We start from the raw sequence: 25,161 nt of genomic DNA, 5'->3' as shown, positions 1-25,161 counted from the left end.
ACAACTGCCCACAGGGTCGGCGGTCCGAAAATCACCCAGCCCCCGGAGCACCCACCCCCGGAACCGCCCCCGGCACCACCCACCCTCCCGAAAGCCCCCCCAACAACAGCCCCCCGCAGCGCCCCCACCCCGCCCCGAACCCCGCCGAACACCCCCAGAACCCCTCACCGCGGCACCCCCAGCACCCCCACCCCGAAATACCGCCGATCCCCACACCCCCCCATCCCCACCGGACACCCTCCCGCCGCCGTGACCGCCAACAACTCCGCCAGCTGCCCCGCCCCGAACCCCGGATGCAGCGCCGCCGCCACCGCCACCGCCCCCGTCACGTGCGCCGCCGCCATCGAGGTCCCCGCCAGCGCCGCGTACTGCCCGCCCGGCCAGTCCGAGATGATCGCCCCCTGCGCCCCGCCGTCCGGATCCCCGCCAGGGGCTGCCAGCGAGACCCGGCCGCGCCCGTAGTTGGTGTACGAGGACGGATGCCCGTCCCGGTTGACGGCGGTCACGGTGACGACCCCGGGCAGTTCGCCGGGAAGGCGGATGCACTCGGTGCCCAGGTGGCGGCTCTGGGCCGGCTCGGAGACCCGGTCGTTGGGGCTGCGTTCGTCGGTCCGGGCGGCGCCGAGGTCCTGCCCGTCGTTGCCGGCGGAGGCGACCACCACCGCACCCTTGCGCCGGGCGTACCCGACGGCCCGGCCGACGGCGGTGATCAGCGCGGCCTGGTCGCGGTCCTCGGGGCAGTTGTACTTCCACGGGTCGGCGAAGTAGCTGTCGTTGATCGCCTTGGCCCCGTGGTCGGCGGCCCAGAGCATCCCGCAGACGATGTTCTCCGCGTAGTACTGCCCGAGCGGCCCGAGCAGCCGAACCGCGGCGATCCGCACCCCGGGGGCGACCCCGGTGACGCCCTTCCCCGCCCCGGCCGCGCCGATGATCCCGGCGACGTGGGTGCCGTGCCCGCTCTCCCCGACTCCGGGGTCGGGCCGCCAGGAGCCGGTCCGGGCATCAGGACGGCCGTCGGCGCAGGAGACCGAGGCCTTCGGGTCGACGGCCGCCCGCAGGTCCGGGTGGGTGTCGTCGACGCCCGAGTCCAGCACCGCGACCAGTACCTTCCGCAGCGCATCCGCGCCCGGCGCGCCCCCGGCCGCCGTATCCCCGGTCGGCCCCGACGCCGCGTGGATCATGGCGAGGTTCCACTCCCCGCCCTCCGCCGGATCCGGAACCGTCACCGTCCCCTCGTCATCCAGCCCCTCCGAACTCCGCCCCTCCGAACTCCGCCCCTCCGAGCCCCGCCCCACCGAGCCCCGCCCCTCCGAGCTCCGCCCCACCGAGCCCCGCCCCTCCGAGCCCCGCCCCTCCGAGCTCCGCCCCTCCGACCCCCCACCCCGTCCTCCCGCCGCGAAGTCCCCCGCCCCGGCCACCGCCCGCGGCGGCCCCACCACCGGCACCGTCCGCGTCGCCCCGACCGCCGCGATCCCGGGCCGCGCACGCACCCTGTCCGCGAAGCCCCCGGTCGCGTACGCCAGCACCGCCCCGATCTGCGGGTACGCCTGCACCACCTGTCCGCCGGCCGCCCGGCTCTCCGCCCCCGCCCGGGCGGCCCCCGCGGCGTCATCCTGCACGGCCAGCACCAGGTAGCTGAGGTACGCCCGCGCGGGCCCGGACACGTACGGCACGGCGCCGCCCAGCGCCAGCGCCGCGAGCAGCATCGCCAGCAGCACCCGGACGGGCCCGCCGACCCTGCGGCGACGGACCCGCCGGTGCCGGCCCACTCCGACGCGCCCGGACTGGTGCGCCTGCGCCATCCCACGCTCTCCGCTCGTCGGTCCGGTGAGGCCGCACCCCTACGGCCCGGTCACGGTCTGATCACGCGCCCGATTCCTCACCATATGAGCCGATCATCATTCCCGCCCCCGCAACTACACCCCCCGCCGCTCGCCCGCTCGCCCGCTCGCACCCCCGCCCCCCTCGTACCGTCGCGTCCTCGCGCCCCCGCGTCCCACCTCACTTGTCAGTCCCACCCGGCACCATGGGGGCATGGCGCCCCAGCACCCGACCCCACCCGCCGACACACCCGAGCCCGACGCGCCCCAGCCCGACGCGCCCCAGCCCGCCGACCCCCTGGCCGGGTTCGCCCCGATCACCCGGGCCTGGTTCACCGGTGCCTTCTCCGCCCCCACCACCGCCCAGTCCGAGGCCTGGCGCGCCATCCAGCGGGAGACGGACGTCCTGGTGGTCGCCCCCACCGGCTCCGGCAAGACGCTGGCCGCCTTCCTCTCCGCCCTCGACCGGCTCAGCAGCACCCCGCCCCCCGCCGAGCCCAAGCGCCGGTGCCGGGTGCTCTACGTCTCCCCGCTCAAGGCCCTCGCGGTGGACGTCGAACGCAACCTGCGCGCCCCGCTGACCGGCCTGCGCCAGGCCGCCGTCCGGCTGGGCCTGCCCGAGCCCGAGGTCAAGGTCGCGATCCGCTCCGGCGACACCCCGGCCGCCGATCGCCGCCGCTTCGCCACCCACCCGCCGGACATCCTGATCACCACCCCCGAGTCGCTCTTCCTGCTGCTCACCTCGGCCTCCCGGGAGGCCCTGCGAGGGGTGGACACGGTGATCCTGGACGAGGTGCACGCGGTCGCCGGCACCAAGCGCGGCGCCCACCTGGCGCTCACCCTGGAGCGGCTGGACGAGCTGCTGGACCGCCCGGCCCGCCGGATCGGCCTGTCCGCGACCGTCCGCCCGGTGGAGGAGGTGGCCCGCTTCCTGAGCCCGCAGCGCGGCGCGGTCGTCGTCCAGCCGCCCGCCGAAAAGGAGTTCGACCTCTCGGTGGTCGTCCCCGTCCCCGACCTGGACGACCTGCCTGCCGCCCCGGCCGCCGGCGGAGCCGCCGAGTCCGACCCGCAGCGCCGGCAGTCCATCTGGCCGCACGTCGAGGAGCGGATCGTCGACCTGGTCGAGGCGCACCGCTCGACCATCGTCTTCGCCAACTCCCGCCGCCTGGCCGAGCGCCTGTGCAACCGGCTGAACGAGATCGCCCACGAGCGCGCCACCGGCGCGGCCATCCCGGGGGCGCACGCCCCGGCCCAGCTGATGGGCGGCTCGGGCGCCGCCAAGGGCGCGCCCGCGGTCATCGCCCGGGCCCACCACGGTTCCGTCTCCAAGGAGCAGCGCTCGCTCGTCGAGGAGGAGTTGAAGGCCGGCCGGCTGCCCGCCGTGGTCGCCACCTCCAGCCTGGAGCTGGGCATCGACATGGGCGCCGTCGAGCTGGTCGTCCAGGTCGAGTCCCCGCCCTCGGTCGCCTCCGGCCTGCAGCGGGTCGGCCGGGCCGGCCACCAGGTCGGCGCGGTGTCCACCGGCGTCTTCTTCCCGAAGTACCGGGGCGACTTGGTGCAGTCCGCCGTGGTGACGGAGCGGATGCGGACGGGCCGGATCGAGGCCCTGCGCATCCCGCGCAACCCGCTGGACGTGCTCGCCCAACAACTGGTCGCGATGACGGCCCTGGACACGTGGCCGGTGGACGAACTGCTCACCGTGGTCCGCCGTGCCGCGCCCTTCGCCACCCTCCCCCAGTCCGCCTTCGACGCCGTGCTCGACATGCTGGCCGGCCGCTACCCCTCGGACGCCTTCGCCGAGTTGCGCCCCCGGGTGGTCTGGGACCGGGTGGCCGGCACGGTGACCGGCCGCCCCGGCGCCCAGCGACTGGCCGTCACCTCCGGCGGCACCATCCCCGACCGGGGCCTGTTCGGCGTCTTCATCGCCGGCAGCGCCGCTGCCGACGCGAAGACGGGCGGAGAGAGCGGAAAGGGCGGAAAGGGCGGCGGCCGGGTCGGCGAGCTGGACGAGGAGATGGTCTACGAGTCCCGCGTCGGCGACGTCTTCACCCTCGGCACCACCTCCTGGCGGATCGAGGAGATCACCCACGACAAGGTGCTGGTCACCCCCGCCCCCGGCGTCCCCGGCCGACTCCCGTTCTGGAAGGGCGACACCCTCGGCCGCCCGCTCGAACTCGGCCGCGCCCTGGGCGCGTTCACCCGCGAGCTGGGCGCCCTCCCGCCCGAGGCCGCCACCGAGCGCCTCAAGCGGGCCGGCCTGGACGACTGGGCCGCCGCCAACCTGCTGGACTACCTCGCCGAGCAGCGGACGGCCTGCGGTCACCTCCCCGACGACCGCACCATCGTGGTGGAGCGCTTCCGGGACGAGCTCGGCGACTGGCGGATCGTCATCCACTCCCCCTTCGGCGCCCAGGTGCACGCCCCCTGGGCCCTCGCCCTCGGAGCCCGGCTGCGTGAGAAGCACGGTCTGGACCCCCAGGTCATGCACGCCGACGACGGCATCGTGCTCCGCCTCCCGGACGCCGACCTGCTCTCCCCCGACTTCGATTTCAGCAGTCCTTCGGAACCAGCCGGTCCGGCCTCCGACGAGGCCCCGGTCGGCGCCGACGCCGCCCTGTTCGAGGCCGACGAGATCGAGCAGTTGGTCACCGACCAGGTCGGCGGCTCCGCCCTGTTCGCCTCCCGCTTCCGCGAGTGCGCCGGCCGCGCCCTGCTGCTCCCCCGCCGCAGCCCTGGCCGCCGCACCCCGCTCTGGCAGCAGCGTCAGCGCGCCGCCCAGCTGCTCGAAGTCGCTTCCGAGTACGGCTCGTTCCCGATCGTCCTGGAGGCTGTCCGGGAGTGCCTGCAGGACGTCTTCGACGTCCCCGGCCTGGTCGAGCTGATGGGGGACTTGGAGTCCCGCGCGGTCCGCCTGGTCGAGGTCACCACCCCCGAGCCCTCACCGTTCGCCCGCTCACTGCTCTTCGGCTACGTCGCCCAGTTCCTCTACGAGGGCGACTCCCCGCTCGCCGAACGCCGGGCCGCCGCCCTCTCGCTCGACTCCCGGCTGCTGTCCGAGCTGCTCGGCCAGGCCGAGTTGAGCGAGCTGCTCGATCCCCAGGTGCTCGCCGAGCTGGAGGCCGAGCTCCAACGCCTCACCCCCGAGCGCAGGATCAAGGACGCCGAGGGCGTGGCCGATGTCTTGCGGCTGCTCGGCCCGCTCACCGAGGCCGAGTTGACCGCGCGCGGCGCCGAGCCGCTCTGGGCCCTGGAGCTGGAGGCAGCCCGCCGGGTGATCCAGGTCCGGATCGCCGGCGAGCAGCGCTGGGCCGCGATCGAGGACGCCGGACGGCTGCGCGACGCGCTGGGCACCCCGCTGCCGGTCGGCGTCCCCGAGGCCTTCACCGAGCCGGTCAAGGACCCACTGGGCGATCTGCTGGCCCGGCACGCCCGGACCCACGGCCCGTTCACCGCCGCCGGGGCGGCCGCCCGCTACGGCCTGGGCACCGCGGTCGTCACCGGCACCCTCCAGCGGCTCACCGCCGCCGGCCGCCTGGTGCAGGGCCAGTTCCTCCCGGCCGAGGGCCACACCGCCGCCGAGTGGCACACCGCCCCCGAGTGGTGCGACGCCGAGGTGCTGCGCCGGCTGCGACGCCGCTCGCTGGCGGCGCTGCGCCAGGAGGTCGAGGCCGTCCCGCCGCGCGCCCTGGCAGCCTTCCTCCCGCAGTGGCAGCACCTGGGCGGCCACCGGCTGCGCGGCCCGGACGGCCTGCTCCGGGTGGTCGAGCAGCTCCAGGGCACCGCGCTGCCCGCCTCCGCGCTGGAGAAGCTGATCCTCCCGGCCCGGCTCGCCGACTACTCCCCCGGCCTGCTGGACGAGCTGATGGCGGCCGGTGAGATCGGCTGGTGCGGCGCCGGCGCGCTGCCCGGCAAGGACGGCTGGCTCAGCCTGCACCTGGCCGAGAACGCCCACCTGCTGCGCCCCGAGCCGGTCTTGCCCGCGCTCACCCCGCTGCACAGCGCCCTGATGCAGGCCCTGGCCGGCGGCTACGGGCTGTTCTTCCGCCAGCTCGTCCAGCAGCTGCCGGAGGAGGCGCCGGAGCCGGAGGTGGTCGAGGCGCTGTGGGACTTGGTCTGGGCCGGGTACGTCAGCAACGACACCCTGGCCCCGCTGCGCGCCCTGCTCGGCTCCGGCCGGACGGCGGGCGCCACCGCCCACCGCGCCCCCCGGGCCACCCCGCGCGGCCGCTACGGCGGTGCGGGCCGCGCCTTCGGCCGGACGGGCGGGGCACTGCACAGCGGCCCGCCGACGGTGGCCGGCCGCTGGTCGCTGCTGCCCGCCTTCGCCACCGATCCGACGGTCCGGGCCACCGCCCGGGCGCAGAGCCTGCTGGACCGGCACGGTCTGCTCACCCGCGGCACGGTGGCGGCCGAACGGGTGCCCGGCGGCTTCGCCGGGGTGTACCGGGTGCTGGCGGCGATGGAGGAGCGCGGCCGGGCCCGCCGGGGCTACTTCGTCGAGGGCTTGGGCGGCGCCCAGTTCGCGATGGAGGGCGCGGCCGACCGGCTGCGCTCGGTCAACGGCCGGCTGGAGCGGACCCGGGCCACCGAGTGGCCGGCCGCCCCGGCCACCGAGCCGCCGCAGCTGCTGGTGCTGGCCGCCGCCGATCCGGCGAACGCCTACGGCGCGGCACTGCCCTGGCCCGAGCCGCCCACCACTGCGGGTGCCGAGGACGGGGCCCCGGGCGCCAAGGAGTCAAAGGCCCACCGCCCCGGCCGCAAGGCGGGCGCCCTGGTGGTGCTGGTGGACGGCGAACTGGCGCTCTACGTGGAGCGGGGCGGCAAGTCCCTGCTGGCCTGGCCGGAGGAGGACGCGACCCTGGCGCTGGCCGCCGGGGCGCTCGCGGGGGCGGTCCGCGCGGGCGCGCTCGGCAGCGTCACGGTCGAGCGGGCCAACGGCGAGCCGGCGCTGGGCTCCGAGCTGGGCCGCGCCCTGGAGGAGGCGGGCTTCCACGCCATGCCCCGCGGCCTGCGGCTGAGGCCGTAGCCCGCCGCGAGGGCGGCTGGACAGCACGGAGGCCGCGGAGTCAACGACCCCGCGGCCTCCGGCCACGTCGATTCACCCGATCGGCGGCGGCTGTACCTCCGCCCGGCCCACGGCCTCCTCGCGCCCGCGTGGGCGCCGGACCGGTCCGGTCGCGTTCCGGTCGGCGTGGACCGGGATGAGACCGAGTCCCCAGCCACCGGCCGCCAGGAGCCCGAGCACCGCGCCGTCGGCCAGCTGGCCCCGGACGGCGACCAGCCACCAGGCGAGCCCTGCCACCAGCAGCGTCAGGACCCAACGGACCGACCGGGGCACCGGTCTCCGCATCCGCAGCCGTATTCGGGCCACCACACGCACCGTCGCGACTCTTCGCACGACCGCCCTCCTCCGTTCACCCCGGGGCTTTTCGTGCCCGTCGTGGACGGGCGCCCGGGAGGCAGAGGCCGGGATCAGGCGGCGACCACGTCCATCGCAGCGGCCTTGGGCGACATGTTCGCCCGGTCGGTGCCGGGGGCGGGCAGCGGAACCGGTTCGAGTACCGGCCTCAGCAGATCACCTTCGGAGAGGGTGGCCATCGCCGCAAGTTCGGCGAGCGACAGTTCGTCGCTGACCTCGCGCATGACCTCGGACATCCGGACATCGAGTGCGTCGCAGATGGCGGAGAGCAGCTCCGAAGAGGCCTCCTTCTGTCCCCGCTCGACCTCGGAGAGGTATCCGAGCGAAACCCTGGCTGCTGCCGACACCTCGCGGAGTGTGCGGCCCTGGCGCTGGCGCTGCCGACGCAGTACATCGCCCAGTAGGCGACGGAGCAGGATCATCGGTGCCTCCCTCCTCGGACTGCGGATCGAGATGTCACGTCCCCACCGTACCGCCTTGCCCGCTTCGCGTGCGGGGACCCTGGTCGTGTTCACTCTGGGCTGCAAGGCCGTCCCCCTCCTTGTTCCGGTGTCCTACCCGGGTTCGCGGGCCCCTCGTGGTACCCGACCTGGCCCACCCGGCCACCGTCACGCAACTCGTTCGCCACCTGGTTTCTGCCCAACCAGGCCGTTGGATGTAACACGATCCTCCAGCTGTGCCATACCCGCGCCCGTTCGGCAGATCCCGGTTCGGTGGAGATCCGGCCGCGGGCCCCTATCGAGTGAGCCGGCCGACCAGCAGCTCCAGTGCGGCGGTCACCGCCCCGTGACGGATTGTGGCACGCGCGCCCGACAGCAGGGGAGAGCTGACCAGAGTTCCCCCCGGGCCCGCGACCGCCAGGTGTACGGTGCCCACCGGCTGTCCGTCCTGCGGCTCCGGACCGGCCACCCCGGTCGTCGCGAGCCCGTACGTCGCGCCCAGCAGCCCGCGCACGCCCTCGGCCATCTGCCGGGCCACCACCGGGTGGACCGGACCGTACACGTCCAACAGGCCCTCGTCCACACCGAGCACCGAGGCCTTCAGCTCGGTGGCGTACGCGGTGACCGAGCCGCGGAAGGTCGCCGAGGCCCCGGGGACGTCCACCAGCGCGGCGGCCAGCAGCCCGCCGGTCAGCGACTCGGCGACGGCCAGGGTGCCGCCCTCGGCCCGCAGTGCGGCGTGCACCCGTTCGGCCAGCTGGTAGTCCGTCACCGAGGTCCCCCGTTCCTACCGGTCCGCGCGCTCCGCGGCCGTGCCCTCGCGGCGCAGTCGCACCGCCTGTCCGATGTAGTCCAGCGCGGTGGCCACGGTCAGCAGCACCGCCAGCGCCATCAGGACGGCCCGCCCGGTGGCCAGCCATCCGGTCAGCGGCAGCACGTACATGCCGACCGCGGTGCCCTGGGTCAGCGTCTTGAGCTTGCCGCCGCGGCTGGCCGGGATGACGCCGTAGCGGATCACCCAGAAGCGCATCAGGGTGATGCCGAGTTCGCGGGCGAGGATCACCACGGTGACCCACCAGGGCAGGTCGCCGAGCACCGAGAGGCCGATCAGCGCCGAGCCCATGATCGCCTTGTCGGCGATCGGGTCGGCGATCTTCCCGAAGTCGGTGACCAGGCCCTTGCGGCGGGCGAGCTCACCGTCGAACAGGTCGGTGATCATCGCGATCGCGAACGCGGCCCAGGCCACGGCCCGCCACTTGGGGTTGTGCCCGTCGTCGGCGAACAGCAGTGCCACGAAGACCGGCACCAGCAGCACCCGGATCATGGTGAGCACGTTGGCGATGTTCCAGATGCCCGGCACCGGCGGCAGCGCGGCCGCCGGTCTGCCCGGGTGGGCCGCGGCCGGGGCGCCGGGCCCCTTGGTCATTCCCCGGCTCCCGGAGCCTCGGCCCCCGCGGTCCTGGGCGCTCGCACCTGCTCCAGCGCCTCGGCGATCAGGTCGACGCCCTCGCTGGCCACCACGGTGGCCCGCCAGAACTGCCCGACCTGCGGGTCCTCGACGCCGTGCAGGGTGGTCAGGCCGTCGGTCTCCGGGGCCTGGTGGGCGGAGCGGCCCTCGACCACGCCGTCCTCGATCGACTCGATCAGCACCTCGACCTCGGTGCCGATCCGCTGCTCGGCCCGCTGGGCGGTCATCTCCTCGGCGAGCCGGCTCAGCCGGTCCAGCCGGTCGGCGACGACGTCCTCGGGCAGCTTGCCGTCGTAGGTGGCCGCCTCGGTGCCGTCCTCGTCGGAGTAGCCGAAGACGCCGATCGCGTCCAGCCCGGCGTGGGTGACGAAGCGCTCCAGCTCGGCGAAGTCCTCCTCGGTCTCACCGGGGAAGCCGACGATGAAGTTGGACCGGGCGCCGGCCTGCGGGGCCTTGTCCCGGATGGTCCCCAGCAGCTGCAGGAACTGGTCGGTGGAGCCGAAGCGGCGCATCCGGCGCAGCACCGCGGGCGCCGAGTGCTGGAACGACAGGTCGAAGTAGGGCACCACGTCGGTGGTCCCGGTCATCGCGTCGATCAGTCCGGGGCGCATCTCGGCCGGCTGCAGGTAGGAGACCCGCACCCGCTCGACCCCCTCGATGGCGGAGATCTCACCGAGCAGCGTCTCCAGCAGCCGGATGTCGCCGAGGTCCTTGCCGTACGAGGTGTTGTTCTCGCTGACCAGGACGATCTCGCGGACGCCCTCGCCGGCCAGCCACTGGGCCTCGTTCAGCACGTCGGAGGGGCGGCGGGAGATGAAGGAGCCGCGGAAGGCCGGGATGGCGCAGAAGGAGCAGCGGCGGTCGCAGCCGGAGGCGAGCTTGACCGAGGCGACCGGGCTGTCGTCCAGCCGCTTGCGCAGGGTGCGCGGGCCGGAGGCCGGGGCGAGGCCCGCGGGCAGGTCGGAGATCGGCTCGGCGGCGGCCTCGGCGCCGTGGCCGGGCAGCGCGACGGCCTCGGCGGCGGACTGCCGCTCGGCCGGGCTGATCGGCAGCAGCTTGCGGCGGTCGCGCGGGATGTGCGGGGCGTGGTGGCCGCCGGAGAGGATGGTCTGCAGGCGGTCGGAGATGTCCGAGTAGTCGTCGAAGCCGAGCACCCCGTCGGCCTCGGGCAGCGCGTCGGCGAGCTCCTTGCCGTACCGCTCGGCCATGCAGCCGACCGCGACGACGGCCTGGGTGCGGCCGTGTCCCTTGAGGTCGTTGGCCTCCAGCAGGGCGTCGACGGAGTCCTTCTTGGCGGCCTCGACGAAGCCGCAGGTGTTGACGACGGCGACATCGGCCTCGGCGGCATCGTCGACGAGCAACCAGCCGTCGGCTTCCAGTCGCCCGGCGAGTTCCTCGGAGTCCACCTCGTTGCGGGCGCATCCGAGCGTGACAAGGGCGACAGTACGGCGTTCAGGCATAGGCCCAAGATTAACGCGCGGCCTCCGGTGCCGTTCGCCCCGGAGGCCGCGTGCCACGGATCAGCTGATCATCGACGCCCTCGACGGGCCCCGTGGTCAGCCTGCCTGGGGGTCTCCGGGGGTGTACGTGACGTGCACCACCTGGCCGTCCTTGCCGAGGACGCCGAGGTCCTTGCCGTTGACGTACGCGTGCACGGCCCCGCCGTTGCCGAGCACCAACTTGATCTGCTTGGGGTCGGTGAAGGTCTGGTCCTGGCCGTTGCTGATGTTGTTCTGGAACAGCGACTTGCCGCTGCCGTCCATCGCCGAGACCCAGCTGGTGCCCTCGGCGACGAGCTTCACGGTGACCTTGTCGGCCGGGACGGCGGCGATCGCCGCGGCGCTCGGCGCGGGCGCCGGCGGCTGGACGGTCGGGGTGGCCGGGGCGACCGAGCCCGTGCCGGAGCCGCTGGGCAGCGGCGCGCTGGCGGAGCCGGTGGTCCCGTGGCCGCCCTTGCCGCTCACCAGGTTGAAGCCGATCAGCACGACCACCGCGACGATCGCGGCGACCATGGCGGCGGCCCAGTTCGGCCGGCTGCGGCCGGGCACCTTGATCGGGCCGCTGTCGATCAGCTGGGTGGCAGGGCGCTTGGAGGCCGGCGAGCCGCCGTGGGCGGCGTCGTAGCGGGCCACCAGTGCCTCGCCGTCCGCGCCGACGGCGTGGGCGATCGAGCGGATGTGCCCGCGGGCGTAGAAGTCGCCGCCGCAGCGGCCGAAGTCGTCCTCCTCGATGGCATGGACGATCGGCACCCGCACTCGGGTGGCGGTACTCACCTGGTCCACCGTGAGTCCCGCCTCGATCCGGGCGGCGGACAGCACCCGGCCGATGCTCGGGGCATCGGCCGCCTGCACCGCGTCGTCGGTCGGCTCGACGGACGACGGGGCGTTATCGCGGTCGGAGGACTTGCCGATGGTCACGGGGCACGCCTTTCGAGCGGATGGCCACCTGCTGGAGAACAGTCTAGGGGCGTGGGCGGATCGTTTCTCAAGCGGAACGGGCCCGAATGCGCGCGCCCGCCCCGGCCGGGGCCGGCCCCCCGCTGACCGGTCGTCAGCGGGGACGCGCGGGGACGCGACGTCCTTCCGGCCCGAGTGTGCTTCCCGGCCTGTGACGCGGCGTACGGGCATTCGGTTCCCCGCTCCGCGCCTACCCTCCTCCGAACGAGTGAACCCCTTCGGAGGCGGCGTCCCGTCAGCCCTGCGGGGCCCTCCAGGGGGCCCTGCGGAGCCGCCCTCAGCCCCGCAGGGTGACCAGCACCCCGTCCAGCTCGTCCGGCTTCACCAGCACGTCGCGGGCCTTGGAGCCCTCGCTCGGGCCGACGATCCCGCGCGACTCCATCAGGTCCATCAGCCGGCCCGCCTTGGCGAAGCCGACCCGGAGCTTGCGCTGGAGCATCGAGGTCGAGCCGAACTGGGTGGAGACCACCAGCTCGGCCGCCTGGATCAGCAGGTCCAGGTCGTCGCCGATCTCCTCGTCGATCTCCTTCTTCGGCCCGCCGCCGACCGTCACGTCGTCCCGGTAGACCGCGGACAGCTGGTCCTTGCAGTGCTGCACCACCTTGGCGATCTCCGCCTCGGTGACGAACGCGCCCTGCATGCGGATCGGCTTGCTCGCGCCCATCGGCAGGAACAGCGCGTCGCCCTTGCCGATCAGCTTCTCCGCGCCGGGCTGGTCCAGGATGACCCGGGAGTCGGCCATCGCGGAGGTCGCGAAGGCCAGCCGGGACGGCACGTTGGCCTTGATCAGACCGGTGACCACGTCCACCGAGGGCCGCTGGGTGGCGAGCACCAGGTGGATGCCGGCCGCCCGGGCCAGCTGGGTGATCCGGACGACCGAGTCCTCGACGTCCCGCGGCGCCACCATCATCAGGTCGGCCAGCTCGTCGACGATCACCAGCAGGTACGGGTACGGCCGCAGCTCCCGCTCGCTGCCCAGCGGCGGGGTGACCGTTCCGGCCTTCACCGCCGCGTTGAAGTCGTCCACGTGCCGGAACCCGTACGCCGCGAGGTCGTCGTAGCGCAGGTCCATCTCGCGCACCACCCACTGGAGGGCCTCGGCGGCCTTCTTGGGGTTGGTGATGATCGGCGTGATCAGGTGCGGGATGCCCTCGTACGCGGTCAGCTCGACCCGCTTGGGGTCGACCAGCACCATCCGCACCTCGTCCGGGGTGGAGCGGGCCAGGATCGAGGTGATCAGGCAGTTGATGCAGGACGACTTGCCCGCGCCGGTCGCACCGGCGACCAGGATGTGCGGCATCTTGGCGAGGTTGGCCATCACGGTGTGGCCCTCGACGTCCTTGCCCATGCCGACGACCATCGGGTGGGTGTCCTCGGCGGCCGTGCGCGAGCGCAGCAGGTCGCCGAGGTTGACCATCTCCCGGTCCCGGTTGGGGATCTCGATGCCGACCGCCGACTTGCCCGGGATCGGGCTGATGATCCGCACGTCCGGGCTGGCCACCGCGTACGCGATGTTCTTGGCGAGCGCGGTGATCCGCTCCACCTTGACGGCCGGGCCGAGCTCGACCTCGTAGCGGGTGACCGTCGGGCCGCGGGTGAAGCCGGTGACCTTCGCGTCGACCTTGAACTCGGCGAAGGTACCGGTGAGCTGGGCCACCACCTCGTCGTTCAGGGCGCTGCGGGCCCTGGCCGGGCCGCCGCGCTCCAGCAGGTCGAGCGAGGGCAGCGCGTAGGTGACGCCCTCGCCGAGCTGGAGCTGCTCCATCCGCACCGGCGCCGGGCCGTGCTCCGCGGGCGCGCCCGGGCCGCCGCTGCGGGCGGCCGGGACGGCGGGCTCCTCGGGCACCGCGGTGAGGTCCTTGACCTGGTGCATCATGTCCGCCACCGCCGAGGAGGCGGGGACGCCGTAGACCAGCGCGCCGTCCAGGTCGGCGGCCGCGCCGGCGGCGAGGTCGCGGGTGGCGTACGGGTCCAGCGGCTCCTTGTCGAGCGAGACCCGCACGGTCTCCGGCTGCTCCTCGTCGTCCCCGGCGGCCGGCTTGCGCCGGCGGCGGCGCCGGCGGGCGGCCACCTCGTCGGTCGGGCCGTCACCGTCGGTGTCCACGGTGAAGGGCAGCGCATCCGGATCGGCGTCCTCCGGCGGATCGGTGGACGGCTCGTGCTCCGGCGTACGCCCCCAGCGCAGTTCGTCCTCGGCCCCGGGCTCCACCACCCCGAGCCGCACGCCCAGCCCGCGCACCCGCTCGCCGATCCGGTTGACCGGGGTGGCGGTGACCACCAGCAGACCGAAGAAGGCCAGCAGCAGGAGCAGCGGCACGGCCAGCACCGCACCGGCCGCGGCCATCATCGGGGTGGAAGCGGCCCAGCCGATGATCCCGCCGGCCGCCCTTATCCGGGAGGCGCCGCTGCCCATGGTGGGCGCGCCGCAGCCGATGTGGACCAGGCCGAGGATGCCGATCAGCAGGGTGCTCAGCCCGATCACGATCCGGCCGTTGGCCTCCGGCAGCTCCGGGTGGCGCCAGAGCCGGATCGCGATCCCGGCCAGCAGGAACGGCACCAGCACGTCGAGCCGCCCGAACAGCCCGGACACCACCGCCGTGGCCGCCCCGTTCAGCCAGCCCTCCGAGCTGAACCAGGTGCCGGCGGCGACGACCAGCGCGAGCCCGAACAGCAGCAGGCCCAGCCCGTCCTTGCGGTGGGCCGGGTGCAGGTTCTTGGCGCCGTCGCCGAAGCCGCGGAAGATCGCGGCGATCGGGCTGGCGATCGCGTTGAGCGCGCCCATCAACACCGAGCGGCGCGGCGGGGGCGGCGGGGCGGACTTGGCCGCCGCCTTCTTCGCGGGGGCCCGGCGGGCGGCCGCCTTCTTGGCGGGCGGCTTGCCCGGGGCCTTGGCCGCGGCCTTCTTGGACGGTCCCGGACTCGGTTTGCGTGCGGCGTTTCCGGGCGTACGAGTGGCCATGGGTCAGCAGCCTACCGGGGCGGGCGAGCAGTGCCCATGCGGTCGAGCCGGGGCGCCCCGCCGTGTCGCAGACACACCGTCACGCTGACCGGGATTCACCCGGACGCCGCAGCGGACCACTCGGGCGGGTGAACCTCAGACGACCGGACTAGGCGCTGCCGGGGCGCATCGCGTCCAGGGCCCGGCGCAGTCCGGCGAGCTTGCGCTCCAGGTGCGCCGCGGTGGCGGCCACCCCGGCGTCCTCGGCCCCGTCCAGCTGCTTGCCCAGCGCCTCCGCCTGCTCCTCGACCGCCGCCAGCCGCGCGGACAGCTCGCCGAGCAGCGCCCCGCCGAGGGCCGGCTCGCCGCCGCCCTCCTCCAACTGCAGCCGCAGCAGCGCGGCCTGCTCCTTCAGCTGGCAGTTCTTGACGTACAGGTCGACGAAGACCGAGACCTTGGCGCGCAGCACCCACGGGTCGAAGGGCTTGGAGATGTAGTCCACCGCGCCGGCCGCGTAGCCCCGGAAGGTGTGGTGCGGGCCGTGGTTGATCGCGGTCAGGAAGATGATCGGGATGTCCCGGGTGCGCTCGCGGCGCTTGATGTGGGCGGCGGTCTCGAAGCCGTCCATCCCGGGCATCTGGACGTCCAGCAGGATCACCGCGAAGTCGTCGGTCAGCAGCGCCTTGAGCGCCTCCTCGCCGGAGGCGGCGCGCACCAGCGTCTGGTCCAGGGCGGAGAGGATCGCCTCCAGCGCCAGGAGGTTCTCCGGCCGGTCGTCGACCAGGAGGATCTTCGCCTTCTGCATCGGGGCTCGCCCTCCTGTCGCCTGCCTGCCGCCCGGTGTGGGCACCCGCGTACTGCCCACCGCTACCCCGGTCATGCTAGCCGCACCCCCTCGCCCGGCACATCGCTCCGTCGTGACCCGATCCGGAACGGCGCGCAGCCAGTGCTCCGGCGCACGCTCAGCAGCGTGTCGCCGTCCGGTCACTGTTCGCAACGCTCGGTGACCCTACCGGGTTCCCGGGCCCGACCGCCAGCAAACCGGCCGACCGGCAGGCGCGAACCGCGGGGTTCACGCCGCACCGGCCGCGCCCGTCGACGGCTCACGCGCTTCGCTCACTCACTCACTCGCGCGGTCGCCGTTCAGCCACTCGGACATCACCGACAGCAGGTGGTCGGTCTCCACCGGCTTGGTGATGTGGTCGGTGGCACCCGCCTCCAGGGACTTCTCCCGGTCGCCCTTCATCGCCTTGGCGGTCAGCGCGATGATCGGCAGGCCCGCGAACTGGGGCATCCGGCGGATCGCCTCGGTGGTCGCGTAGCCGTCCATCTCCGGCATCATGATGTCCATCAGGACCAGCGACACGTTCTCGTGCTGCTCCAGCATCTCGATGCCCTCGCGGCCGTTCTCCGCGTACAGGACGGTCAGTCCGTGCTGCTCCAGCACGCTGGTCAGGGCGAACACGTTGCGCACGTCGTCGTCCACGATCAGCACCTGCTGGCCGTCGAAGCGGGTGTCGCCGCGGGCCGGCCGGAACTGCTGGGCTGGCTCCACCGCCCGCGGGGCGGCGGCGCTCTCCAGGGCGGCGCTGCGCCGCCGCTCCACCGCGCCGCGACGGCGCTCCTCGGCCAGCTCCCGGACCTCCTGGGCCCAGTGGTCGGCCGGGCTCTCGCCGACCGGCACCGGCAGGCCCACCGGGGTCACCCCGACCGTGGCGCGCAGCGCGGGCGGGTTCGCGCCGCCCTGGCGCTCGGTGGCGGCGTCCGGGGCGTCGGTGCGCAGCGGCAGGTAGAGCGTGAAGGTCGAGCCCCTGCCCAGCTCGCTCTCGGCGTGGATCTCGCCGCCGAGCAGCCGGGCGATCTCGCGGCTGATCGACAGCCCGAGGCCGGTGCCGGCGTACTTGCGGCTGGTGGTGCCGTCGGCCTGCTTGAACGCCTCGAAGATCTCCCGCAGCTTGTTGCTGGGGATGCCGATGCCGGTGTCGGAGACGGAGAAGGCGATCAGCTCGTCGTCCGGGCCCTGGATCGAACCGAACTCCAGCAGCCGCTCGCGCACGTGCTGGGGGACGTCCCGGCCGGCCGCGCTGATCGAGAAGTCGACGCCGCCGGTGTCGGTGAACTTGACGGCGTTGGAGATCAGGTTGCGCAGCACCTGCTGGAGCCGCTGCTCGTCGGTGTGCAGGGTGACCGGCAGGGCGGGCGAGATCCGCACCGCGAAGTCCAGGTTCTTGTCGAGGGCGACCGGCTGGAAGGTGGCCTCGACGTAGTCGACCAGCTGGACCAGCGCGATCCGGGCCGGGCGGACGTCCATCTTGCCGGCCTCGACCTTGGACAGGTCGAGGATGTCGTTGATCAGCTGGAGCAGGTCGGAGCCGGCGCCGTGGATGGTGTCGGCGAACTCGACCTGCTTGGGCGAGAGGTTGCCCTCGTTGTTGTCGGAGAGCAGCTTGGCCAGGATCAGCAGCGAGTTGAGCGGGGTGCGCAGCTCGTGCGACATGTTGGCGAGGAACTCGCTCTTGTACCGGGAGGCCAGGGCGAGCTGTTCGGCGCGCTCCTCCAGGACCTGCCGGGCCTCCTCGATCTCGCTGTTCTTGATCTCGATGTCGCGGTTCTGCTGGGCCAGTTGCTCGGCCTTCTCCTGCAACTCCTCGTTGGTGCGCTCCAGTTCCTCCTGGCGGGCCTCCAACTCGGCTGAGCGCATGGAGAGTTCGGCGGTGAGCCGCTGGGACTCCAGCAGCAGCCCCTCGGTCTTGGTGTTGACGCTGATGGTGTTGACGGTGACGCCGATGAGGTCGGCGATCTGGTTGAGGAAGTCCAGTGCGACGGTGGTGAAGGAGCTGAAGGTGGCCAGCTCGATCACGCCCAGCAGCCGGCCCTCGAACTGCACCGGCAGCACCACGATGTGGGCCGGCGAGGCCTCGCCGAGGCCGGTGGCGATCTTGAGGTACCCGGGCGGCGCCTCCTTGACGATGATCGCCCGCTTCTCCACCGCGGCCTGGCCGATCAGCGACTCGCCCGGCCGGAAGGTGGTCGGCATCGCCCGCCGCTGGTAGCCGTAGCTGCCGATCAGCCGCAGCACCGTGTCGTTCTCGTCGTCGTCCTCGGTGATCAGTTCGGCGGTCCGACCGGCCGGTTGGGCCAGGAAGAAGGCGCCGTGCTGGGCGGAGACCACCGGGGTCAGCTCGGTCATGATCAACGAGGCGACGGCCTCCAGGTCCCGGCGGCCCTGCAGCAGGCCGGAGATCCGGGCCAGATTGGTCTTGAGCCAGTCCTGCTCCTGGTTGGTGCGGGTGGTCTCGCGCAGGTTGGCGATCATCTGGTTGATGTTGTCCTTGAGCTCGTCGAGCTCACCGGCGGCGTCCACGTCGATCCGCAGGCTCAGGTCGCCCCTGGTCACCGCGGTGGCGACCTGGGCGATCGCGCGCACCTGCCGGGTCAGGTTGTTGGCCAGCTCGTTCACCGACTCGGTGAGGTCCTGCCAGGTGCCGTCCACCCCGGGCACCCGGGCCTGGCCGCCGAGCCGCCCGTCGGTGCCCACCTCGCGGGCGACCCGGGTGACCTCGTCGGCGAAGGCCGAGAGCTGGTCGACCATGGTGTTGATGTTGGTCTTCAGCTGGAGGATCTCGCCGCGCGCGTCGACGTCGATCTTCTGCGAGAGGTCGCCGCGGGCGACCGCCGTGATCACCAGCGCGATGTTGCGGACCTGGCCGGTGAGGTTGTTGGCCATCTGGTTGACGTTGTCGGTCAGGTCCTTCCAGATGCCGGCCACGCCCGGCACGCTCGCCTGGCCGCCCAGGGTGCCGTCGGTGCCGACCTCCCGGGCGACCCTGGTGACCTCCACGGCGAACGCGGACAGCTGGTCGACCATGGTGTTCAGGGTCCCGGCGAGCGTCGCGATCTCGCCCTGGGCGTCGATGGTGATCTTCTTGGAGAGGTCGCCGCGGGCCACCGCGGAGGCCACCTCGGCGATGTTGCGCACCTGTCCGGTCAGGTTCGACGCCATGAAATTGACGTTGTCGGTCAGGTCCTTCCAGATCCCCGACACCCCGCGCACCCGCGCCTGGCCGCCCAGGATGCCCTCGGTGCCCACCTCACGGGCGACCCTGGTCACCTCGTCCGCGAAGGCCGACAGCTGGTCCACCATCGTGTTGACGGTGGTCACCAGCTCCAGGATCTCGCCCCGGGCGTCGACGGTGATCTTCTTCGACACGTCACCGCGCGCCACCGCCGTGGTCACCTCGGCGATGTTGCGCACCTGACTGGTCAGGTTGTTGGCCATCAGGTTGACGCTGTTGGTCAGGTCCTTCCACGTCCCGGACACCCCCGGCACGCTCGCCTGGCCGCCGAGGATGCCCTCGGTGCCGACGTCGCGGGCGACCCTGGTCACCTCGTCCGCGAAGGCGGAGAGCTGGTCCACCATCGTGTTGATGGTGTTCTTCAGCTCCAGGATCTCCCCGCGGGCGTCCACCTGGATCTTCTGCGAGAGGTCGCCCTTGGCGACCGCGGTGGTCACCTGGGCGATGTTGCGCACCTGGTCGGTGAGGTTGTTCGCCATGAAGTTGACGTTGTCGGTCAGGTCCCGCCACACCCCGGCCGCCCAGGGCACCTGGGCCTGACCGCCGAGCCGGCCCTCGGTGCCTACCTGGCGGGCCACCCGGGTCACCTGCTCCGCGAAGCCGGAGAGCTGGTCCACCATCGTGTTGATGGTGTTCTTCAGCTCCAGCATCTCGCCGCGGGCGTCCACCTCGATCTTCTGCGAGAGGTCCCCGCGCGCCACCGCCGTGGTCACCTGGGCGATGTTGCGCACCTGGCCGGTCAGGTTGTCGGCCATGAAGTTCACCGAGTCGGTCAGCTCGCGCCACACCCCGGCCACGCCCGGCACCTGCGCCTGGCCACCGAGCCGGCCCTCGGTGCCCACGTCCCGGGCCACCGTGGTGACCTGGGCGGCGAAGCCGTTCAGCTGGTCCACCATCGTGTTGACGGTGTTCTTCAGCTCCAGCATCTCGCCGGCCACGTCGACGGTCACCTTGCGGGACAGGTCGCCCTTGGCGACCGCGGTGGTCACCTGGGCGATGTTGCGCACCTGGGCGGTGAGCCGGCCCGCCATGGTGTTGACGGAGTCCGCCAGATCCTTCCAACTGCCGGACACGCTACGGACCTTGGCCTGACCGCCGAGCTTGCCCTCGGTGCCCACCTCGCGGGCCACCCGGGTCACCTCGTCGGTGAACTCCGAGAGCTGGTCCACCAGTCCGTTGACGGTCCGGCCGATCTTCAGGTACTCGCCGCGCAGCGGGTGGCTCACCCCGTTGCTGTGCAGCGAGCGCAGCTCCATCTTCTGGTCCAGGTCGCCCTCGGCGATCGAGCTCAGCACCCGGCCCACCTCGGCCATCGGGCGGGCCAGGTCGTCGATCAGCGCGTTGCAGTTGTCGACGGCCGCCATCCAGGCGCCCTCGCCCGCGCCGGTCTCCAGCCGCTCGTTCAGCCGGCCCTCGCGGCCCACCGCCCGCCGCACCCGGGCCAGTTCACCGGTCAGGTGCTGGTTGCGCTCGGCGACCTCGTTGAACACCGCGGCGATCTCCGCCAGCGGCCCGTCCCCCGGCACGGTCAGCCGGCGGCGGAAGTTGCCGTCCCGCATCGCCGTCAGCGCGGCCAGCAACTTGCGCAACTCGGCCGGCTCCGCACTGCGGTTGTGCGCCGCTCGCCGGCCGGCCGCGATCCGCGGCGCCGTCCCGGACCGCCCCCCGCGCGGAGCGGGCGGCGTCGTACCGGTTGCGTCCTTGGTGGCGTCCTTGGTGGCCGAACTCAACGGGCCCCTCCCACATCGTGTGAACTGTCCGGTGACCGCCGCGCCGGTACGGCACGAACCGGGCACCGGCCCGGCTGGGCTGCGCACCGGCCGGACCCACGGCCCGCCGGCACCCATACGACCGTACTGCTCCCACCGGCCGTCGCGGACCCCCCAGTCTGGCAGCACTGGCATCGGGTATACGGCCGGTTGCGCTCGGTTGTCCCCGCACCGTCCGAAACAGGTGGGCAGAATCACCCTCTGGTGCCTGTTTCACGGCCCCGCCCCCACGGGGAACCAAGCGGAAAGTAGGGTGGAGCGCTGCACCGGGCCTCGGCCCGACCCAGCGCCGCCCACCGACGGCGCGCACGGGGAGGTCGGCGCCGAACCCCGGACAGTCAGGGCAAGAGCAGCAGAGGAGAAGTGGCAACGTGGTCACCGCGCGCGCAGCCGCCACCTTCGACCCCGACGGCCGGTCCGCGGCCGCCGCCCGGAGCTTCGTCCGGGACGCGCTGCTCGGCTGGGGCCTGCCCGAGGTCGTCGACGACGCCGTCGTGCTGGTCAGCGAACTGGTCACCAACGCCGTCGTGCACGCCGGCACCGCCGCCGAGGTCGGCTGCCTCCGCGAGGAGGAGACCGTCCGGATCGAGGTCACCGACCACCACCCCGAGCGCGGCCTGCCCTCCCTTGGTGACGGGCCCGTCACCGCCTCCGACCGCTACGCCGACCCCGACGGCGAGGGCGGCCGCGGCCTGCTGATGTGCTCCGCCCTCGCCGAGCGCTGGGGCGTCGAGTACGCGGCCGGGCGCAAGACCGTCTGGTTCCGGCTCGCCCTGCCCGCACACGTGACCGGCACCCGCTACGCCGTTCCCGCCACCCCCGGCAGCGACCTGCCCAGCGGCCCCGGCCCGGTGCACGTCGCCGTCGTCCAACTCGACGACGACGGCCGCGTGCTGGCCTGGAACCCGGACGCCGAGGCGCTCTTCCGGCACCCCGCCGCCACCGTCCTCGGCCGCCCCTGGGCCGACCTCGCGGTCTGGCCGCAGGCCCCCGGCCGCGGCCTCGGCCTCACCGACACCCTCCGGCTGGCCCGCTGGGAGGGCGGCTACGGCGTGCGCCGGCCCGACGGCGAGGAGGTCGAGGTCTACGGCGTCCAGGTGCGGGTGCGCGACACCGAGGGCGTCCCCTCCACCCTCTGTCTGCTCGTCCTCGAACCCGACCGCGCCGTGCTGCGCTCCCCCGCCCGCGCGCTGCCCGGCGACCGCCCCGACCCGACCGGGCCCCGGCTCGACCTGCTGGCCGGCCCGGTCGCCACCGACGACCTCGAAACCCTGCTCCAGCGCACCGTGGAACGCGCCCGCGACCTGCTCGACGCCGACGCCGCCTACCTGCTGCTCACCACCGACGACGAGGCCGAGTTCGAGGTCCGCGCCGCCACCGGCCTGACCACCGGGCACCGCCGGCACACCCGCTTCCCGGTGGAGACCGGCAACCGCTACGACTCCGCCCGGCTGCCCTCCGTCCACGAGGACCTCGACTCCCGCCCCACCGGCCTGCCGCTGCTCTCCGGCAGCGGCATGCGCTCCCTGGTCACCGTGCCGCTCAAGGTCGAGGGCCGCCTGATCGGCTCCCTCGGCATCGCCACCGCCGCGCCCGGCCGCTACGACAACGAGGACGCGCTGCGCCTCCAGTTCGCCGCCGACCGGGTCGCCCTGGCCGTCGAGAGCACCCGGCTGACCGAGCTCGAACGGCTGCGCCGCGGCTCGCTCTCCTTCCTCGTCGAGGCCTCCGACCTGCTGGCCGGCACCCTCGAACACGAGCAGACCCTGGCGCTGATGGCCCAGATGGCCGTCCCCACCCTCGCCTCCTGGTGCGCCGTCTACACCAACGGCGACCACAGCTCCGCGGCCCGCCTCGCCTTCGTGCTGCACGAGGACGAGGACCGGATCGACCCGCTGCGCGACCTGCTCGACAAGACCGCCTCCCCCGAGGCCGGCCCCACCCACGGCGTCCGCTTCTGGACGGCGCCCACCGAGACGGCCCGCTCCCGCGGCCTCATCGACAGCCCCGAACTCGCCGGCCTGCTCGGCGAGACCGTCGTCCTGCCGCTCACCGCCCGCAACCGGGTGATCGGCCTGCTCGCCCTCGGCGTCCCGGCCGGCGTGCGCTTCCGCCAGGAGATCCTCGAACTCGCCGAGGACCTCTCCCGCCGGGCCGCCCTCGCCCTGGACAACTCCCGCCTCTACTCCGAGCGCACCGCCACCAGCCAGGCCCTGCAGCGCAGCCTGCTGCCGCCGGACCTGCCCGAGATCCCGGGCGTCGAGGTGGACGTCTACTACCAGGCCGCCGGCGAGGGCAACGAGGTCGGCGGCGACTTCTACGACCTGTTCACCATCCGCGAGGGCACCTACGGCTTCGCCATCGGCGACGTCTGCGGCACCGGCCCCGAGGCCGCCTCCGTCACCGGCCTGGCCCGGCACTCGCTGCGGCTGCTCGCCCGCGAGGGCCTGGACGCCCCGCAGGTGCTGCGCCGGCTCAACGCGGCCATCCTGGACGAGGGTTCGCGCAGCCGCTTCCTCACCCTGCTCTACGGCGAACTGACGCCCCGCCCGGACGGCAGCACCGAACTGTCCCTGGTCTGCGCCGGCCACCCGCTGCCGCTGAGGCTGCGCACCGACGGCCAGGTCGACCGGGCCGCCACCCCGCAGCCGCTGCTCGGTGTCATGGACGACCTCGAACTCACCGCCGAGCACCTGGTGCTCTCCCCCGGCGAGGTCCTGCTCTGCGTCACCGACGGCGTCACCGAACGCCGGGAGGGCCGAAGGATGTTGGGCGACGACGGCCTCGCCGAGGTACTCACCGGGTGCACCGGCCTGACCGCCGGCGCGGTCGCGATGCGGGTGCAGCGCGCGGTCGAGCGCTTCGCCCCGGAGCCGCCGTCCGACGACATGGCGATCCTGACGCTGCGGGTTCCGACCCAGCGTCAGCCGTGAGCATTCCACAACTGACATCGTCACAAATTGTTATCTTCACAAGGGTACAAGCAGACCGTGCCGGGTACACCGATCTCGCCGGGGAATCCCCCGACGAGGACGTGACCAGCGGCTCTCCGCCGGCCCACCACTTCTGACCTCACTTCTGACCGCTGCCCGCGCACGCCCTTCGCCGTGCGCCCCGGCGCGGTCGCGCGCATCCCCTCATCGAGACGACACCAAGCGTTACTGCGCCCTGCGCGCGCCCAGAGTGAAAGGAGCCTCCGGTGAGCAACGACGCTACCGGGGCAACGAACGCCCGCTCCACCGGAGCCGACGCGGGTAACCTCGGCTACCTCGCCCTCGGCCTGACACTGCTCGCCTACGGCCTGCTCTCCACCGGGGTCCTGCACGGAACCGGCGTCGGGGACGCGGCCCACCTCGCCCATCTGCTCGGCGGCGTCACCCTCTTCATCGCGGGCCTGTGGCAGCTCCGCGGCGGCGAGGGCTTCACCGGCACCGCCTTCACCAGCCTCGGCGCCTTCTGGGCGACCTGGTCGATGGCGGGCGGCGCGAGCAAGAACGCCGTCGGACTGTTCCTGCTGCTGTGGGCCCTGCTCGCCCTCAGCCTCACCGCCGCCAGCTGGGGCGCGGGCCTGCTCAGCCGCGCCGTCTACGGCCTCTTCACGCTCTCCCTGGTGCTCAACGCCATCGCCGTCCTCGGCAGCTACAGCGGCCTCGCCAAGGCGGCCGGCTGGATCGCCGCGGTCGCCGGGCTCGCCGCCTGGTACTGGGCCACCTCCGCCCTGAGCAACGGCTCCTGGGGGAAGGTCGCCCTGCCGGTCAAGTGACCTGCCCGGGCTCTCAGCCGACCTGCTGGGACCGGTCCTCGGCACCGGCGCGGGGTCGGGTCTCCGTCTCGACGGAGGCCCGGCCCCGTCGCCGTGCCGTCAACGCCAGGACGGCGTAGGCGAACAGCAGGATCGCGACCGCGACGATGCCGTCCGCCCAGAAGTGGTTGGCCGTCACCACGACCACCGCGACCGTCAGCACCGGGTGCAGCACCACCAGCCAGCGGAACGGGCTCGACGACACCCGCACCACCGCGACCGCCGCCAGCACGCACCAGGCGACGTGCACCGAGGGCATCGCCGACAGCTGGTCGGCCACCACCACCCCGCCGACCGCCCCGCCGTACACCGACTGCCCGTACTCGGCGGCCACGTCGACGAACCCGCTCTGCGGCAGCATCCGCGGCGGCGCCACCGGGACGAATTGCACCAGCAGGCAGACCGCAGTGGTGATCACCACCGTGTTGCGCACCCACGCGTAGCGCTCCCGGTGCCGCAGGAAGACCCAGAGCAGCACCCCCAGCATCACCGCGAAGTGCATGACCGCGTAGTAGTAGTTCGCCAGCCGCACCAGCACCGGGTACGGCGTGACCGCCGCCTGCCAGGACGCCTCGTCCGGCAGCCCGACCGCCCGCTCGGTCCGGTGGATCCAGCCCGCCCGGTCCAGCGCGTGGTCCGCACTCATCACCGACAGGTGCCCCACCAGCTGCCAGAGCGCGAACAGCGCCAGCAGCGTGCCGGCCTCCCGCAGCAGCGCCGACACCCCCGGCCTCCGGACCCTCGCGGCGACGTACGCGCCACCGTAGAGCACGACGGCGGCGCCCCCGGCGGTCTGCCAGGTCAGGGTCAGGTTCTGCATTCGCAGAGGGTAACGCAAAAAGACCCCCTCCCGAATGGGAGGGGGTCTTTTTGGAATGATTGTTCGGCGGCGTCCTACTCTCCCACAGGGTCCCCCCTGCAGTACCATCGGCGCTGTGAGGCTTAGCTTCCGGGTTCGGAATGTAACCGGGCG

14 protein-coding genes and 1 rRNA gene are annotated in these 25,161 nt (G+C 73.4%); 3 read left to right on the top strand and 12 right to left on the bottom strand.

Annotated features, from left to right (window positions below):
• Positions 1-164: 164 nt before the first annotated feature.
• Entirely contained in the window at positions 165-1,802 is a 1,638-nt protein-coding gene (locus ACFWIS_RS37190) for a S8 family serine peptidase (RefSeq protein ID WP_380462127.1), read from the bottom strand.
• 232 nt (positions 1,803-2,034) lie between these two features.
• On the opposite strand from ACFWIS_RS37190, the gene ACFWIS_RS37185 reads away from it, so the two are divergent.
• Positions 2,035-6,846 carry an ATP-dependent helicase gene (locus ACFWIS_RS37185; RefSeq protein ID WP_380462128.1) on the top strand — a complete coding sequence of 1,604 codons (4,812 nt, stop codon included), beginning with the start codon at positions 2,035-2,037 and terminating at the stop codon, positions 6,844-6,846.
• 72 nt (positions 6,847-6,918) lie between these two features.
• Here ACFWIS_RS37185 and ACFWIS_RS37180 read toward each other — a convergent pair whose 3' ends face one another.
• The 9 genes from ACFWIS_RS37180 to ACFWIS_RS37140 form a co-directional block, all read right to left on the bottom strand.
• Positions 6,919-7,218 carry a hypothetical protein gene (locus tag ACFWIS_RS37180; RefSeq protein WP_380462129.1) on the bottom strand — a complete coding sequence of 100 codons (300 nt, stop codon included), beginning with the start codon at positions 7,216-7,218 and terminating at the stop codon, positions 6,919-6,921.
• 74 nt (positions 7,219-7,292) lie between these two features.
• Positions 7,293-7,661 (bottom strand): helix-turn-helix domain-containing protein, encoded by a 369-nt coding sequence (locus ACFWIS_RS37175; protein ID WP_049660741.1) that lies wholly within the window; start codon positions 7,659-7,661, stop codon positions 7,293-7,295.
• 313 nt (positions 7,662-7,974) lie between these two features.
• Positions 7,975-8,451 (bottom strand): CinA family protein, encoded by a 477-nt coding sequence (locus tag ACFWIS_RS37170; protein ID WP_380462130.1) that lies wholly within the window; start codon positions 8,449-8,451, stop codon positions 7,975-7,977.
• A 15-nt stretch (positions 8,452-8,466) separates the two neighbouring features.
• Positions 8,467-9,105 carry a CDP-diacylglycerol--glycerol-3-phosphate 3-phosphatidyltransferase gene (gene pgsA, locus ACFWIS_RS37165; protein ID WP_380462131.1) on the bottom strand — a complete coding sequence of 213 codons (639 nt, stop codon included), beginning with the start codon at positions 9,103-9,105 and terminating at the stop codon, positions 8,467-8,469.
• A complete protein-coding gene (rimO, locus tag ACFWIS_RS37160) occupies positions 9,102-10,607 on the bottom strand; it encodes a 30S ribosomal protein S12 methylthiotransferase RimO (RefSeq protein WP_380462132.1) in 1,506 nt (501 codons plus the stop codon). Before rimO ends, pgsA begins: the two co-directional genes overlap by 4 nt.
• Before the next feature lie 96 nt (positions 10,608-10,703).
• Positions 10,704-11,564 (bottom strand): helix-turn-helix domain-containing protein, encoded by an 861-nt coding sequence (locus tag ACFWIS_RS37155; protein WP_380462133.1) that lies wholly within the window; start codon positions 11,562-11,564, stop codon positions 10,704-10,706.
• 316 nt (positions 11,565-11,880) lie between these two features.
• Positions 11,881-14,562, bottom strand: a complete 2,682-nt coding sequence (locus tag ACFWIS_RS37150; RefSeq protein WP_380462134.1) for a DNA translocase FtsK — start codon at positions 14,560-14,562, stop codon at positions 11,881-11,883.
• 148 nt (positions 14,563-14,710) lie between these two features.
• On the bottom strand, positions 14,711-15,346 hold the full coding sequence (locus ACFWIS_RS37145; protein WP_380462135.1) for a response regulator: 636 nt from the start codon (positions 15,344-15,346) through the stop codon (positions 14,711-14,713).
• Positions 15,347-15,661: 315 nt separating this feature from the next.
• The gene (locus ACFWIS_RS37140; RefSeq protein ID WP_380462139.1) at positions 15,662-20,176 is read right to left on the bottom strand and encodes a HAMP domain-containing protein; all 4,515 of its coding nucleotides are present in this window, start codon (positions 20,174-20,176) and stop codon (positions 15,662-15,664) included.
• Between the two features lie 581 nt (positions 20,177-20,757).
• Between ACFWIS_RS37140 and ACFWIS_RS37135 the strand changes: the two genes are divergently transcribed.
• Entirely contained in the window at positions 20,758-23,319 is a 2,562-nt protein-coding gene (locus ACFWIS_RS37135; RefSeq protein WP_380462136.1) for a SpoIIE family protein phosphatase, read from the top strand.
• A gap of 266 nt (positions 23,320-23,585) precedes the next feature.
• Positions 23,586-24,149, top strand: a complete 564-nt coding sequence (locus tag ACFWIS_RS37130) for a GPR1/FUN34/YaaH family transporter (protein ID WP_380462137.1) — start codon at positions 23,586-23,588, stop codon at positions 24,147-24,149.
• 13 nt (positions 24,150-24,162) lie between these two features.
• On the opposite strand, the gene ACFWIS_RS37125 is transcribed toward ACFWIS_RS37130, so the two are convergent.
• Positions 24,163-25,008 (bottom strand): phosphatase PAP2 family protein, encoded by an 846-nt coding sequence (locus ACFWIS_RS37125; protein WP_380462138.1) that lies wholly within the window; start codon positions 25,006-25,008, stop codon positions 24,163-24,165.
• Between the two features lie 61 nt (positions 25,009-25,069).
• A 5S ribosomal RNA gene (rrf, locus tag ACFWIS_RS37120) occupies positions 25,070-25,161 on the bottom strand; the annotation flags it as partial.

The sequence above is a fragment of the Kitasatospora sp. NPDC127060 genome (assembly GCF_042724935.1).
Classification (GTDB): Bacteria; Actinomycetota; Actinomycetes; order Streptomycetales; family Streptomycetaceae; genus Kitasatospora.
Note: the sequence above shows the minus strand (reverse complement) of the source record. Positions and strands in the feature narration are given on the sequence as shown.